This window comes from Neorhizobium sp. CSC1952 (genome assembly GCF_030378245.1).
GTDB lineage: Bacteria > Pseudomonadota > Alphaproteobacteria > Rhizobiales > Rhizobiaceae > Neorhizobium > Neorhizobium oryzae_A.
Genome location: NZ_CP128416.1, coordinates 2523977 through 2539077, shown reverse-complemented (window position 1 = coordinate 2539077; position 15101 = coordinate 2523977). Strand labels below are relative to the sequence as shown.

Annotated in this window: 12 protein-coding genes; all 12 read left to right on the top strand. The window is 62.8% G+C overall.

Features of this window, described 5'->3' with window-relative positions:
* Positions 1–39 precede the first annotated feature (39 nt).
* The 12 genes from QTA58_RS12435 (at position 40) to QTA58_RS12380 (ending at position 15003) form a co-directional block, all read left to right on the top strand.
* Entirely contained in the window at positions 40–1149 is a 1110-nt protein-coding gene (locus tag QTA58_RS12435; protein WP_289669057.1) for an iron ABC transporter permease, read from the top strand.
* Positions 1146–1994: an ABC transporter ATP-binding protein gene (locus QTA58_RS12430; RefSeq protein ID WP_085420679.1), complete on the top strand. Its 849-nt coding sequence runs from the start codon at positions 1146–1148 to the stop codon at positions 1992–1994. The genes QTA58_RS12435 and QTA58_RS12430 overlap by 4 nt, the downstream gene beginning before the upstream one ends.
* Before the next feature lie 35 nt (positions 1995–2029).
* Positions 2030–3349 carry an NtaA/DmoA family FMN-dependent monooxygenase gene (locus tag QTA58_RS12425; protein WP_289669056.1) on the top strand — a complete coding sequence of 440 codons (1320 nt, stop codon included), beginning with the start codon at positions 2030–2032 and terminating at the stop codon, positions 3347–3349.
* Between the two features lie 53 nt (positions 3350–3402).
* Entirely contained in the window at positions 3403–4431 is a 1029-nt protein-coding gene (locus QTA58_RS12420; protein WP_289669055.1) for a 2-dehydropantoate 2-reductase N-terminal domain-containing protein, read from the top strand.
* A 48-nt stretch (positions 4432–4479) separates the two neighbouring features.
* Complete coding sequence (locus tag QTA58_RS12415) at positions 4480–5037, top strand: TetR/AcrR family transcriptional regulator (protein WP_085420682.1); 558 nt, start codon at positions 4480–4482, stop codon at positions 5035–5037.
* Between the two features lie 20 nt (positions 5038–5057).
* On the top strand, positions 5058–5660 hold the full coding sequence (locus QTA58_RS12410; RefSeq protein WP_289669054.1) for a DsbA family protein: 603 nt from the start codon (positions 5058–5060) through the stop codon (positions 5658–5660).
* Between the two features lie 118 nt (positions 5661–5778).
* Complete coding sequence (locus QTA58_RS12405) at positions 5779–8103, top strand: molybdopterin guanine dinucleotide-containing S/N-oxide reductase (RefSeq protein ID WP_289669053.1); 2325 nt, start codon at positions 5779–5781, stop codon at positions 8101–8103.
* 548 nt (positions 8104–8651) lie between these two features.
* On the top strand, positions 8652–10307 hold the full coding sequence (locus QTA58_RS12400) for an ABC transporter substrate-binding protein (RefSeq protein WP_289669052.1): 1656 nt from the start codon (positions 8652–8654) through the stop codon (positions 10305–10307).
* Positions 10308–10362: 55 nt separating this feature from the next.
* Entirely contained in the window at positions 10363–11373 is a 1011-nt protein-coding gene (locus tag QTA58_RS12395; protein ID WP_289669051.1) for an ABC transporter permease, read from the top strand.
* On the top strand, positions 11370–12218 hold the full coding sequence (locus tag QTA58_RS12390; protein ID WP_289669050.1) for an ABC transporter permease: 849 nt from the start codon (positions 11370–11372) through the stop codon (positions 12216–12218). The genes QTA58_RS12395 and QTA58_RS12390 overlap by 4 nt, the downstream gene beginning before the upstream one ends.
* Positions 12197–13927, top strand: a complete 1731-nt coding sequence (locus QTA58_RS12385; RefSeq protein WP_289669049.1) for an ABC transporter ATP-binding protein — start codon at positions 12197–12199, stop codon at positions 13925–13927. The genes QTA58_RS12390 and QTA58_RS12385 overlap by 22 nt, the downstream gene beginning before the upstream one ends.
* Complete coding sequence (locus QTA58_RS12380; RefSeq protein ID WP_289669048.1) at positions 13924–15003, top strand: LLM class flavin-dependent oxidoreductase; 1080 nt, start codon at positions 13924–13926, stop codon at positions 15001–15003. The genes QTA58_RS12385 and QTA58_RS12380 overlap by 4 nt, the downstream gene beginning before the upstream one ends.
* Positions 15004–15101 lie beyond the last annotated feature (98 nt).

Here is a 15101-nt window from a genome sequence, read left to right as displayed (position 1 = left end):
ACGGGCAGCGCTTCAAGGCGCCGATTTGCGAGGGAAATAATGAGTTCGACACAGACTGACCCATATCTAGCCGACGCCGTGAGCGGAGAGCCCGGCTCCTCCCGACGCCGGCGCGATCGCTACGCGTACCAGAACGGGGCGATCGTCCTCGGGATTGCGGCAGTGATCGTCACCGCACTGGTCGGAATCCAGATCGGCACGTCCGGAGCGACCTTCGGACATGTCCTCGGAACTTTCTATGCGAAAATAACGGCAACCCCGCCGACCGAGCGGGCGGCACTGCAGATCCAGAACATCATCTGGGAACTGCGCGTACCGAGGATCGCGCTCGCCATCCTCGGTGGGGCGGCCCTTGCGATCGCCGGCACCCTGTTCCAGGGCTTGCTGCGCAATCCCCTGGTCAGCCCCTACACCCTCGGCATCGCACCCGCGGCTGCCTTCGGTGCGTCGCTCGCCATCGTCGTGTTCGGCGCGACGGCGGGCAGCGCGAACATTCCGCTCGTGATCGGCGCGCTTCTCTTTTCGTTCCTGAACACGGCGCTGGTGCTTTCGCTCGCCTCCGCCCGTAATCTGAACGCAACGACCCTGATCCTGGTCGGCATCGCCCTGTCCCAATTGTTCGGCGCGCTGACCGCATGCATCCAGTATTTCGCACAGGACGAAGTCCTTGCCGCGATCGTTCGCTGGACCTGGGGGTCGGTCAACAATTCGGCCTGGTATCAGGTGCTGGTGATGTTCGCGCTGCTTGCGCTCACGCTGCCCTACATCCGCTTTCGCAGTGGTGCGTTGAACGCAATCGCTTTCGCCGGAGATGATTCCGCCAAGAGCCTTGGGGTCGCTGTGTCCAGGGTGCGCCTTGAGAGCATCGCCATAGCGGCAACGCTTACAGCCGTCACGATTGCCTTCACCGGCATCATCGGTTTTGTCGGTCTCGTGGCGCCTCATATCGCGAGACTGGTCGTCGGGCCGAACCACCGGTTCCTGATCACCTTCTCGGCAATCATCGGAGCCTTGCTGCTGGTGGTGTCCGACGCCGTCGGCAGGCTGGTGATCTCTCCCGGCGTCATCCCGGTCGGCATCATCGATGCCTTGGTCGGCGCTCCCATCTTTCTCTATCTCATCCTCACCAGGCAAAAGGCGATCGAATGACCCTCGCGATTGACTCCCTCGTCGTCGGCTATGGCAAAAGAACCGTGGTCAAAGGTGCGACCCTCAGGATCGGAAAGGGCGAGCTCGTCGGCCTGCTCGGCTCGAACGGTTCCGGAAAGTCCACGCTGATCAAGACCATCGCCGGGATCAACCGTCATTCGGCGGGAACGATTACGTGGGACGGCACGACAGACCTCGCCGGCTTGCCGCGACGCGAACTGGCGAAGCTCGTCGCCTACGTGCCTCAGTCGATCAGCCTCTCTTTCGGGCTCGACATCAAGGAGGCGGTTCTTCTCGGCCGCACGCCTTATTTCGGGACGCGTCCGAGCGAGCGAGACTGGCAACACGTGGAGCAGGCTATCCGACTGCTTGGCCTGAACGAATTGGGCGATCGTGCCGTGACGGAGCTCTCCGGCGGTCAGGGGCAACGTGTCCTGATTGCCCGCGCACTCGCTCAGAACCCCAAGATCCTGCTGCTCGACGAGCCGACGAGCGCGCTCGATATCCGCTATCAATGGCAGACCCTGACGATCGCCCGTCAGGTGACCCGCAAGAACGACGTCGCGGCCGTGATTGCCATCCACGATCTCAATCAGGCCGCCCGCTTCTGCGATCGCGTGATCTTCCTGAACGACGGCGAGATCATCGCTGAAGGCCGACCAGCCGACGTCTATTCGCCGGAGCTGATCAAGACCGTGTACGGCGTCGAAGTCGAACTCTCGACCCACAAGGGTTTCGTGCAGATCCATCCGGCAGCCGACCAAGACGAACCTCAAAGACCGGTACACCTTGCCGCGGTCCACACATCAAGTGTCGGCGAAAGCCGGCTTCAGGCCCAGGGCTGACATCCGATCAGCCATCGAATTCAAGGACATTCATCATGGCAGAACATTGGGGGAGCCGGCAAAGCGAACGCGGTCCCGGACTGGTTTTAGGATTGCTTCTCGGCGGCACCGGCCAGACAAAAAAGCCGGGCACCAACGGCCCGACCGACAATCTGCTCGACATCGATGCCTATATCGAACAGGCCCGGCAGGCGGAACGGGGCAAGATACACACCATCTTCCTCGCGGATTCGCTTTCGACCAGCGAGACCTCTCCGAAGCCTGGCCTCGAGCCGGTGACGATGCTCAGCGCACTGGCGGCGAAGACGTCGCGGATCGGGCTGATCGCCTCGATTTCGACGTCGTTTACCGAACCCTACAACCTCGCCCGCCAGGTACTGTCGCTTGACCACATATCGAAAGGCCGGGCCGGCTGGAATCTCGTCACGTCCTCGGCGGGCGAGAAGAATTTCGGAAAGCCCCTGCCCGCGCACGACGACCGCTACGCCATAGCGGAGGAATTTGCCGGCGTGGTCCAGGCTCTCTGGGAAAGCTGGGAGCCGGATGCCGTCACCTATGACGAGCGAGGGCGCCAGCGGGTCGATCCCAAGAAGGTTCGCCGCATCGACTGGGACAGCAAGCACTTCAAGGTCCAGGGGCCGCTCGGCGTCTCGCGCAGCCCGCAGGACAAGCCCATCCTGGCCCAGGCGGGCTCCTCCAAGGAGGGCCGGCAGCTTGGCGCCCGCATCGCCGACGTCATCTTCACGACGGGCCTGACGGAAACCGAGCCATCGATCGAGATCTACAGGGATTTCAAGAAGCGGGCGTCCGCTCTGGGGCGCTCTCCGGATTCGATCAAGATCCTGCCTGGCGTCGCGCCTGTCATCGGCTCGACGGATGAGGAGGCGCATCGGTTCTGGCAAAAGATCATCGACGAGATCGATTTTGAAGAGGGCCGCAAGTCCCTGGCCGGCCAGTTCGGCGGCGTGGATTTCGAAGGGATCGACCTCGACGCTCCGATCCCGATCGAAGATCTGCCGCAGACCGCCCACGTGCAGGGTCGGCGGTCCCGGTTCGGGGTGTTCCGGGACCTGGTCGAAAGCGGCAAGGTGCGCACCGTGCGCGACCTCATCGTCTATCACTCCAGCGGGGCGGGCCACTGGTTTCCGATCGGCTCGGTGGAAAACATCGCCGACCAGCTTCAGGAGCGCTACGAGCGCGGTGCGACGGACGGTTTCAACTTCCTGGCCTTCACCCTCAAATACGAGCTCGGCCTCACCGCCCTCACCGAGCACCTCATCCCGGAGCTTCAGCGCCGCGGCATTTTCCACCGCGAGTATCAACACGAGACATTGCGCCAAAACCTCGGCGTCTAGTCCACCAATACAGCCATTAGATCAGGCTTGCTGCTTCGTTTTGGAGACACGAAATGACACGTTATGTAATCGTTGGCGCCGGCGCCGTTGGAGCAAGCCTGGCTGCGCAATTCGAACTGTCCGGAATTGAGTACGTCCTTGTCGGGCGCGGGGCTCAGATCGAACACATCGGGAAGCATGGCTTGAGCTACCAGCGGCCATCCGGTACGCAACAGGTTCAGCTGAATGCCTTCGATCTGGCTGCTCCCCCGGAATTGGAGCCGGACGACATCCTCCTGCTGACGGTCAAATCTCAGGACGCGGCCGGCGCCCTGGCATTCTGGTCGTGGCGAAGCGTGGGGAGCTCGACCAAGACGGCCGCCGAAAGTCTTCCGGTTGTCACTTTTCAAAACGGACTCGCGACAGAGGCGACCGCACTGAGGACGTTTGCACGGGTCTACGCGGCCAGTATCCTGACGCCGGCGCGGTTTACCGAGACGGGGAAAGTCGTCGTAGCCGGCGATCCGCAGGTCGGCGTCGTGACAGTTGGTCCCTTTCCCAAAGGGCATGACGACACGAGCGGCCAGATTGCCTCCGACCTCATTCACGCAGGTTATCTCGCCGAGACCAGCTCCGATATCCGCCGCTGGAAGGCGGCCAAGCTTCTCCACAATGTCCGCAACGTGCTGGAGCTTTTCGACGGAGAGGCCGATACACGTGCTGCGATCGCCGAAGCCCTGGTGGACGAAGCGAGACGAGCTCTCGAGGCCGCAGGCTACAAGCTTGCCTCGCCGTCCGAGCGAAAGGAAGACATCTCGAACTGGCGCGTCGCTCCGAACAGTGGGATCGAGCCCGGCCAGCAATCGACATGGCAGAGCTTCAAGCGCGGCGCTTCGAGTGAGGTCGATTACTTGAACGGCGAGATCGTCTTGCTCGGGCGATTGCACGGCGTCCGCACGCCCTATAACGAGGCGGTGCAAAAACTTGCCGGTCAGCTCGCGCATCGAGGCAGCTTTTCAAGCGCATTACCCCTTGACGATATCCTGTCGCAGGTGGACAAACCGCACACGGCAAGACAGACCGGTCTTGCTTTGGCTCAATGAGCTTGCCCACCTTGTCCGGCCACGTCGGATTGAAAGAAAAGTGCAGAAATGAAAGAAGCAATATCGGATCAGATCCTTACGACGGCGGGCGCCCTTTTCTACCGCGAAGGCATCCGTGCAGTTGGCATCGATCGCATTATTGAAGAGGCGAACGTTGCCAAGGCGACGCTTTACAGGCACTTCCCATCGAAGGATCATCTCGTCGCGGCCTACCTTCAGGCCCGCCACGAGCGAGTGATCCGCTCACTCCAGGAGGTGGTCGACACGCAGAGCGATGCGCGGGACCAGATCAAGCTGATTTTCGAGCGCCTGTACGAAAAGGCCGATAGTCCGGAGTTCCGCGGTTGTGCCTTTGCTCTCGCGGTCGCCGAGCACGGCGATTCCGAGCGTGTCGTGTCCGTGGCGCGGACCCACAAGACGATGGTGCGGGACATTTTCGCCGGCGTGATGGCCAGAGCAAGCAGTCGTCCGGACCAGGCGGCAGCACACCTCTCTCTCCTCTACGAAGGCGCGCTCGCCACCGTGGCGGTGGGAAGAGATCCGAAAGCGGTACTCGTTGCCCGTGATTGCGCGCTTTCCGTTTTCGATGCGGCATCCCCACGATAGTTCCCAAAAGGCAGCCCGGCATGACAAAGACGATCGACTATTTCTTCGGTATCGGCTCACCCTGGTCCTATATCGGTCTCGCGCCCTTCACCGAACTCGCATTCGAGAATGGCGCGACGATCCGTCCCTATGTCATCCCGCTTATCGAGGATAATGGCGCCATCTATTCGCGCAACCGGCCGGAAGCCCGGCGGGCCTACTGGACGAAGGATCTGAAACGCTGGGCGGCCTTGCGCGGCAAGGTGCTGAACTTCGAAAACCGCTCGGCGCTATCGGACCCGACGCCGGCCGGCTTCATGGTCATCGCCGTGATCGAGTCTGGCGGGGACTGGCTGAAGCTTGCGGGCGCGCTTCAGGAGGCCTTCTGGGGGCGGGGCGAAGACATCGGCAATGCCGAAGTCCGCCGCGCGATCGCGAATGCTGCCGGCTTTGATGGCGCGAGGCTGGACGAGCAAGGTAAGAGCGAAGCTATTCAGGCCGTCTGGAAAGACAATTACGAAACTGCCAAGTCTGCCGGCGTCTTCGGCCTTCCGACCTTCCGTTACGAAGATGAGCTTTATTGGGGACAGGACAGTCTCCCCTTCCTTGAGCGCCATCTCAAGGGCGAAAGGCTGGTCGCGTGATCGAACATAAGTCAGGCATCGCAGTTTCGATCCCGCCGGCATCATGAACCCGGGAAAGATCCTTCCCCAAACGGCCTGACGTCTTCCGAAAGGCCATGATCGCGAGGGCGATTTTGAGATGAATGCGTTCAAACCCCATAGCTCCCACTGGGGCGCATTCCTGGGCCGGTTGGAAAATGGCCGGCTGGAGATAAGGCCTCATCCGGACGATCCTCATCCGTCGCCACTCCTGGGAAATCTGGCGGCGGTTGCGGACAGTCCCGTTCGGATCAGGCGCCCCGCCATCCGGCGTGGCTGGCTTGAAGGCAAGCCCGGCCACGCGCAGAAACGCGGCGTCGACGCTTATGTGGAAGTCGGCTGGTCCGAGGCTGCGGACCTCGTCGCCAAGGAACTCCAGCGCGTTTACGGCGAGTTCGGCCCGACAGCGGTCTTTGGCGGTTCCTACGGCTGGTCCAGCGCCGGGCGCTTCCATCACGCCCAGAGCCAGGTCCACCGCTTCCTCAATCTGCTGGGCGGATATGTGCGCTCCGTCAATACCTATAGTTCCGGCGCAGCAATGGTCATCATTCCGCACGTGCTCGGACCCTATGACAGTTTCGATCGAAAGAGCGTGACCTGGGATGCCATCGAGCGCAGCAGCGAACTGATCGTCGCCTTTGGCGGCATGGCCATCAAGAACGCGGACGTGCACGGCGGCGGCATCAGCAACCATATCGTCCTGCCGAAGCTGAAAGGCGCCAGCACGCGCGGCGCACGCTTCATGCTCGTCAGTCCGTTGGCCGACGATTTTCCGCCAGAGGTGAATGCCGAATGGCTGCCGATCATTCCGGGCACCGACGTGGTGATGATGCTGGGGCTGGCGCATGTGCTCGCCACCGAAGGATTGCACGACCGTGGATTCCTCGACCGTTACACGGCCGGATATGATCGCTTCGAGGACTATCTCCTGGGCCGCACGGACAACGTTCCGAAAACCGCCGAATGGGCAGCCGCCATCTGCGGCATCGAGGCCGACACCATCCGGGGACTTGCGCGGACGATGGCCCGTTCCAAAACCCTGATCACAGTCAGCCACTCGCTGCAAAGGGCCGACTATGGCGAACAGCCGGTGTGGATGGGCATCGTGCTCGCGGGCATGCTCGGGCAGATCGGTTTGGACGGCTGTGGTTATTCCTATTCCCTCGGGGCATTGGGCAATATCGGCAAGAACCTTCTCGCCGTTCCCCTGCCGACGCTCCACCAGTTCAAGAACCCCGTGCCGGACTTCATTCCGGTGGCCCGCATCGCCGACATGCTCCTCAATCCCGGCAAGGCGTTCCACTACAACGGCCAGGTGTTGCGCTACCCGGATATCCGCCTCGTCTACTGGGCGGGCGGCAATCCGTTTCATCACCATCAGGATCTGAACAGGTTGCGGAGAGCCTTCCGCCAGCCGGAGACAATCATCGTGCACGAGTCCGCCTGGACATCGACCGCGCGTCACGCGGATATCGTGCTGCCCGCAACGACGACGCTCGAGCGCGACGACATCGGCGCGGCGGACCGCGATCAGCTGATGATCGCAATGAAGCGGCTGATCGAGCCGGTCGGCGAAGCAAGAGACGACCACGAGATCTTTTCCGAGATCGCCCGGAGGCTTGGAAAATTCGAGGCATTCACGGAAAACCGGACGAGCCGCGAGTGGCTCTCCTTCCTGTACGAAACGACGCGCAAGGCGCTTGCTGCCGGCGGGCACGACGCGCCGGATTTCGAGACATTCTGGCAAATGGGTGAAATTCGTCTTCCGCTCAAGCCGGACGATGGAGGCCCGGCGCGCAGATTCCGCCAGGATCCGGATGCATCGCCTCTCGCGACACCATCCGGCAAGATCGAGATCTTTTCACAAACCATCGCAAACTTCGGCTACGACGACTGCGGTGGCCATCCGCAATGGTATCCTCCGAGAGCCGACACGGAAGCTGCGGGCGGCGAAAGTCGTTATCCGCTGCATCTGGTCTGCAATCAGCCGCATCAACGACTGCACAGCCAGTTCGACTACGGCGATTTCAGCCGCTCGACCAAGATCAGGGGCCGTGAGCCGGTTCGCATCAACCCCGCCGATGCGGCGCTTCGTGACATATCGGACGGCGATATCGTGAGACTGTTCAACGGACGCGGCGCCTGCCTCGCTGCGGCCGTGCTGAGCGAGGATGTGCGGCAGGGCGTGATGCAGCTTGCAACAGGGGCGTGGTTCGAGCCGCACGATCCGGCGGCCGACAACGCCATGTGCATTCACGGCAATCCGAACATTCTCACCCGCGACCTCGGCACGTCGAACCTCGCGCAAGGCTGCACCGGGCAGATCACCAAGGTGGAAGTCGAGCTGTTTAAAGAGGCATTGCCTCAGGTGCGGATCTTCGAGAGCATGACGTTTCCAAACGGTGAAAACGGCGCCGGCGCATAAGTGCAGGCTGTCCGCCGGATTTTTACGTCTCGGTCACGCCTCGAGGCTCGGTGCCGGCCAGTTTTCGCTGATCGGGAGCCAGCAACCGCAATAGGTTTATCCGCCCGACATCGTTCGCCAAGGGCCTCCCCCACCCCGACTTCTCGCAACGAGCCCGGCAAAATCCGCAAGGCTGCTGAAACAGCAATCCAAGGCAGTTCGAGAATAGCAATAAAATAATCCACATATTTAGTAGAAAAAGAATAACCAGTCTTTCTCCTTCTGCCCGCCCTGATAGGCTGAAGCTCGTCAACTCGATACCGCAAGCAAGGACCGCGTCATGATCAGAATATGTCCCGCAGAGCGTGTTCTTCGTCTGAAACAGCTTTCACCAGCCGCTCTGTAGCGGCCGCCGCGTCTGCGGTCACGAGATCTCAGGCAGGCATTCGATCGCAGCGGTAACGGCTTGATGCGCACGATCCACAGCCACGGGCATAGGTCTTCGTTCTGATGCCGGCCGCAGGTCGAACCCATCGAAATACATACAACAGATCATCAGGATCAGCCCCATGACCGAACGTTCTTCTCCGCTCTCCCTTTCCCGCCGGCGCCTTCTGGTGACAACGGCCGCGGCCGGGGCTGCTGCCATCTTCGCATCGACGACCAGCTTCACACCCGCGCTGAGCGCCGACGACCCGCGCAACGGCGGTGACATCACTTTCCTCATCGACTCGCTGGGCGACACCTGGATCCCGAACAACAGCGCGATCTCCAGCTTCCAGGGCCACATCTGGGGTCACGTGACCGACAAGCTCGTCTATGTCGATGCCGACGGCAAGGTCAGCCCATGGCTGGCGGAGCGCTGGGAACAGAACGACGACGCAACCCAGTTCACCCTTCACCTGAAGAGCGGCGTGACGTTCTCCGACGGCACCCCGCTCGACGCCTCGGCCGTCGTCGCCAATCTCGACATCTGGTATGCCGGCCGCAAGAGCGAGGGCATCAACCCGATCGGCCTTTTCCCGAAGACCTACGATCACGCAGAGACGGTTGACGCGGCCACGGTAAAAGTCTTTTTCAAAAAGCCGACGCTCGGCTTCATCCCGACGCTGGGCTACCACGGCTCGATCCTGATCTCGCCTAAGACGATCGCGGCCCCGGCTGCGCAGCAGGCCGATCTCAGCAAGACTTCCGGCAGCGGCCCCTATGTGGTCGATTCCTGGAAGGAGGGCGACTTCGTCACGCTCACCAGGCGCGAGGACTACAACTGGGGTCCTGCCGCCGTCGGCCATACTGGGCCGGCCTTCCTCGATACGATCACCTACAAGCTGGTGTCCGAGCCGTCGCTGCGCGTCGCCTCTGTGCAGTCCGGCCAGGCCGACATCGCCTACAACGCCTCGCCGCAGGAGCTTCAGTCTCTCAAGGAGGAAGGTTTCACCATTGCGACGCCTCGCTATCTCGGCTTCGTCAATGGCTGGGCGATCAACACCAAGCTCGCTCCTTACGATGACGTGAAGGTACGCCAGGCCCTGCAGGCCGGCATCAATCGCCAGGAAATCATCGATACCGTCTATACGTCCGACTGGAAGCTCGCGACGTCCTTCGTCCAGAGCAACGTACCCGGTGCGACCGATCACGGCGACTTGCTGGCCTATGATCCCGACAAGGCCGAAAAGCTCCTCGACGAGGCGGGATGGGTCAAGGGTGCCAACGGCATCCGCACGAAGGACGGCAAGCCGCTGTCGCTGACGCTCCACTCCAACCCTTACCTCGCAACATCGAAGTCGATCGACGAGCTCATCGCCCAGCAGCTCGGCAAGCTCGGGTGGAAGATCGACATCCGCGCCTATGACGTCGTGACCTACGGTCAGAAGGTCACGTATGGCGGCCCTGCCGTACCGGCCTACGAAGTGACCCGCAGCTTCATCGACGCCGGCACCGTGGCGAGCATCCTCACCAATGCCAACAACGGCGAGAACTGGTTTGCGCTGGGCGAGAGCGACGCGAAGCTCAACGAACTGCGCGACAGGATCGCCGGCGCCGGCTCCGTCGAGATCAGAAACCCGCTCCTCGACGAGCTTCAGAAATACGTCCTCGAACAGGGTTACTTCATCCCCCGCACGCAGATCGTCCAGCGCATCTATGTGCAGTCGCCGAGGCTCACGGGAGAGACGTACAACGGCGTCGCCTATGCCAGCTACTACACGGCCACGATAAGCGACTGACCCGCAGTGCAACCGAGCCCCGCAGCGCAATCGATTAACGTGAGGAGGTGACGGCATGCGCAATGCCTACCTGACCTACGCCGCAAAACGCCTTGTGCAGGCTGTCGTCGTCATCCTGTTGGCCTATGTGTTCACCTTCGTCGTCGTCAGTATTCTGCCGGGCGATCCGGTAACCAACGTCCTGCGCAACCCGCAGAACGGATTCACCGAGACGGAAATCGAGGAGATCATCGCGGCCCAGGGGCTGGACAAGCCGGTCCTCATACAGTTGTCGACCTCCTTGTCCAACTTCCTGACCGGCGATCTGGGCCTGTCGATGCGGACCAACCGGCCCGTGACGACCCTGATCGCCGAAGTTCTCCTTTCCACCCTGGTGCTTGCGTCCGCGGGTCTCGCCGTCGCGCTGGTGCTGGCCCTTGTGATTGCCTACGGGACCCGGTTCCTTCCGAAGCGGTTCGGCCAGGGCTTACTGCGGGGCTTTCCGTCGCTGTTCCTGTCGGTGCCCAACTTCGTGATCGGCCTGGTGCTGATCCATGCCTTCGGCTTTCAGCTCGGCCTGTTCCGCGTCATCCAGCCTGACAGTTTCTGGGCGACTTTCTTCGCGGCGATCGCGCTCGGCATACCCATTTCGGCACAGATTGCCGAGGTGCTCATCGCCAATCTCGACCATGAGTCGGAGCAGGAATATGCGGCAGTGGCCCGCAGCCGTGGCATCGGGCAAATGCGCCTCTTTGCGAAGCATCTGCTCAAGCCGTCCTCGCTCCCGGTCGTCACCGTCATCGCGCTCACCATCGGAGAACTGCTCGGCGGCTCGCTGATCACCGAGACGGTCTTCGGGCGCAACGGCATCGGCAGTCTGGTGCAGCGATCCGTGACCACCCAGGACCTGCCCGTCCTGCAGGCGGTCGTTTCGCTGGCGGCGGTGGTCTTCGTGCTCGTCAACCTGATCGCCGACCTCGTCTATCCGCTGCTCGACCCACGCGTGAAGCTTCTCGGCGCGCCGGAGCGCCGGCCGGCCGCGGCAGACGAAAGCTCCCTGAATGTCTCGAAGGTGGTGACATCATGAGCCTCGTTTCCTCCTATTCCGTTTCGCGCGGCGCGGCAGCCGGCTGGCTGACGGCCATCCGCATGCCTCCGATCGTTGCGATCTCGTTCGCGGTAGTCGTGCTGGTGATTGCCTGGTCTGTCGCTCCAGGCCTCTTCACGAGCTATGATCCGGTCAACGGCGTTCCCGCCCAGAAGCTGTTGGGCCCGAGCGCCGCGCACTGGTTCGGCACCGACCACCTGGGTCGCGACCTCTATGCTCGGGTCGTCTACGGCACGGCCTCCTCGGTTTCGAGCGCGCTGATCGCCGTCGTCATTGGCGTCGTCGCCGGTGGCGTCATCGGTCTTCTGGCGGGTTTCCTCGGCGGCTGGGTCGATACCGTGCTTGCTCGGCTGGTCGACGTTCTGCTGGCAATCCCGAAATTCCTGCTGGCCGTGATCGTCGTCACCGCGATCGGCTTCGCGACGACGAATGCGGCAATCGCCACCGGCGTCTCGGCGGTGGCCGTCTTCGCCCGGGTCATGCGTTCGGAAGTCATCAAGACCCGGCAGGCGACATTCGTCGAGGCTGCATTCCTGCTCGGCGGGTCGCGCTGGCACATTCTGTGGCGGCATGTGCTGCCGAACGCCTCGCGTTCGGTGCTCCCGCTCGCGGTGCTGCAGTTCGGCGACTCGATCCTGGTGATCGCCAGCCTCGCCTTCCTGGGATACGGCGACCCGCCGCCCGCCTCCGACTGGGGCCTGCTGATTTCGATCGGCAAGGACTACCTCAAGTGGCCATGGCTGGTCTACGCGCCCGCCTTCATCACGATCGCCACCGTCCTCTCTGTGAACAGGATCAGCCGATGGCTCCGCAAGACAGACTGACCCCCATCCCTTTCAACATCGAGACCAAGGCGCCCGAACCGCAACGGCAAGCCTCTCTTCTTCGGATCGCTGGCCTATCCGTTTCCTACGGAGGGCAGCAGGTGGTGACCGATGTCGGCTTTGAGCTCGCCCGCGGCAGGAGCCTGGCCCTTATCGGAGAATCCGGCTCCGGCAAGTCGACCATCGCCCGCGCCGTGCTGCGGCTTCTTGCCGGCGGAGGCCGCGCCACCGGCCGCATCGAATTCGACGGCCAGGACGTGCTCGGACTTTCCGAACGTCGCTTCCGGATTTTGCGCGGACGAGACCTTGGCTTCGTCCCGCAGGATCCCGGCAATTCGCTCAACCCGGTACGGACGATCGGCGTTCAGGCGATGGAAGCGGCGGCGCTTGTCGATGAACCCAGCAAGGCCGTCCGCAAGGCGCTTGTCCTGGAGACATTCGCCCAGGTCGGGCTTGACAACCCTGAGCGCGTCTACGATTCCCACCCGCATCAGCTGTCCGGCGGCATGCTGCAGCGCGTCTTGATCGGTCTCGCCGTCCTCCCGCGCCCGAAGCTGCTCGTCGCCGACGAGCCGACCTCCGCGCTCGACGTCACCATCCAGAAACGCATCCTCGACCTGCTGTCGCGGTTGCAGGAAGAGCTGAACATCAGCCTTCTCCTCATCACCCATGACCTTGCGATCGCCGCCGAGCGCGCCGGCTCGCTTGTCGTGCTCAAGGATGGTGTCGTTCAGGAGGCCGGCAGCACGGCTTCCGTCTTTGCTTCACCGGCGTCGGCCTATGCCAGAAAGCTGCACGCCGACGTGCCGGCTCTCAATCCGGACCGCTATGCCGCCCTGCGCGATCCCGGTTTCCGCCTTCTGGACACCGGCGCCCAGGCGACACCGAAGATCGAGGTGAACTCGATTACCAAGACCTTCGCCGTCGACGGCAGGGTTTTGACGGCGGTGAACGACGTCTCGTTCAGCGTCCCTGCCGGCACGACCCACGCGCTGGTCGGCGAGTCCGGCTCCGGCAAGACAACGACGATCCGCCTGCTGCTCGGGCTCGACCAGCCGGACAAAGGAAAGATTTCGGTCGCCGGGGAACAGCTCACAGGCCGCTCCCGCGATTCGCTGCGGGCCGTATGGCGCCACCTTCAGGTCGTCTACCAGAATCCGTTCACCTCGCTCGATCCGACATGGAAGGTGGAACAGCTGGTGCGCGAGCCGCTCGACCGGTTCAGGATCGGAACGGCCAAGGAGCGGTCCGAGCGGGTCCGCGAAGCTCTGGCCAATGTCGGGCTCGGCGAGCACCTGCTTTCCCGCAAGCCGGCAGCCCTTTCGGGAGGGCAGCGCCAGCGCGTCGCCATCGCCAGATCGCTGGTCCTCAACCCGGACGTGCTGGTTCTGGACGAGCCGACTTCCGCGCTCGACGTCAGCGTCCAGGCCGATATCGTCGAGGTGCTGTTATCGCTGCAGGCCAGGCTCGGTCTGACCTACGTGTTTGTCTCTCACGACCTCGCTCTGGTGCGCCAGCTCGCGCACACCGTCTCGGTCATGCAGCGCGGCCGGATCGTCGAGCATGGAACGGTCGCCGATATTTTTGACAATCCGAAAGCCCCCTACACCGTGTCGCTGCTGGATTCGATCCCCTCCGGCCTCGCCAGCGGCATCCAGGCGCCGCGGATGCGACCGCAGCGACTGTTCAAGGAGGAGAAGATCGCATGACCATCGCAGCGCCCGCCGCTTTGCCGGCGCCGTTTCGCCCGAAACGGCGCCTCGGCTTCAACACCCGCGTCTCCTTCAACGACGACGCTGGGCCGGCGCAGGGGCTGCGCGACGGGATCGAGCTGTTCAGAACGGCAGAGCGGCTGGGCTACCAGTCGGGCTGGGCCTATCAGCGGCATTTCGACCACTATCTCTCCTCGCCGCTGCCTTTCTTCGCCGCAGCCGGCCAGCACACGAAGCATATCGTGCTGGGCTCCGCGGTCATTCCGATGCGTTATCAGGACCCGATCCTGCTCGCGGAGGCGGCCGGCACCACCGATCTGCTGATCGGCGGGCGTCTGGAGCTCGCCATCTCGACGGGTGCCAATGGAGCGTTCGACGCCGTTTTCGGCACGGTCGACACCGATGCCCGGACGGAGGCCAAACGGCGCCAGGCCCGTTTCCTGGCGGCGATCCGCGGCGAGGTCCTCCATGTCGTCGACAAGCCCGGCCAGGGCGCACCGCAAGGCGCCGAACTCCGTGTGACGCCCCACAGTCCGACCCTGCGTTCCCGGATCCGGCAGGGCTCGGCGAGCATCGGCTCCGCGGTGCAGGCCGCGGAACTTGGGATTGGTCTGATTTCCGGCACGGTGCAGCACGACCACGCCGAGGGGGAAAGCTTCGGAGAATATCAGGCTCGCATCATCGAGGCCTATCGTACGACCTGGCGTCTAACCTGGGGCACCGAGCCGCCGCCGGTCGCGGTCGCGGCCTCGATTCTGGTCGGGACCACGGCGGAGCTTCGGGAAAAATACGCCGCTTACGACCTCGAACGCCGCACGCTCGGCATTGCCGCATCCCGGCCCAAAGGCGCTCTGGCACCGTCCAGCCAGCCGGTAGGTGCTCAGATTTCTCCGGTCTTTCAGGGCACTCCGGACAAAGTGATCGAAGCGGTGCTCAACGATCCCGGCCTTGCCGCGGCGGACGAGGTGGTCCTCTTTCTGCCGCCTGCATTCAGTCTCGCTGAGAACGTGCGGCTGTTGACGGACCTCGCGAAAACCGTGGCGCCGAACCTCGGTTGGTCGCCCAGCCTGTAGCCGATCGCACTTTCACGCAGCCGCGGCGCGAAATTTTTCTACGGTTTCTATAGAAAAAGAACGACCTGTCTTCCTCCCGCTCATTCCGCAACTTAGTC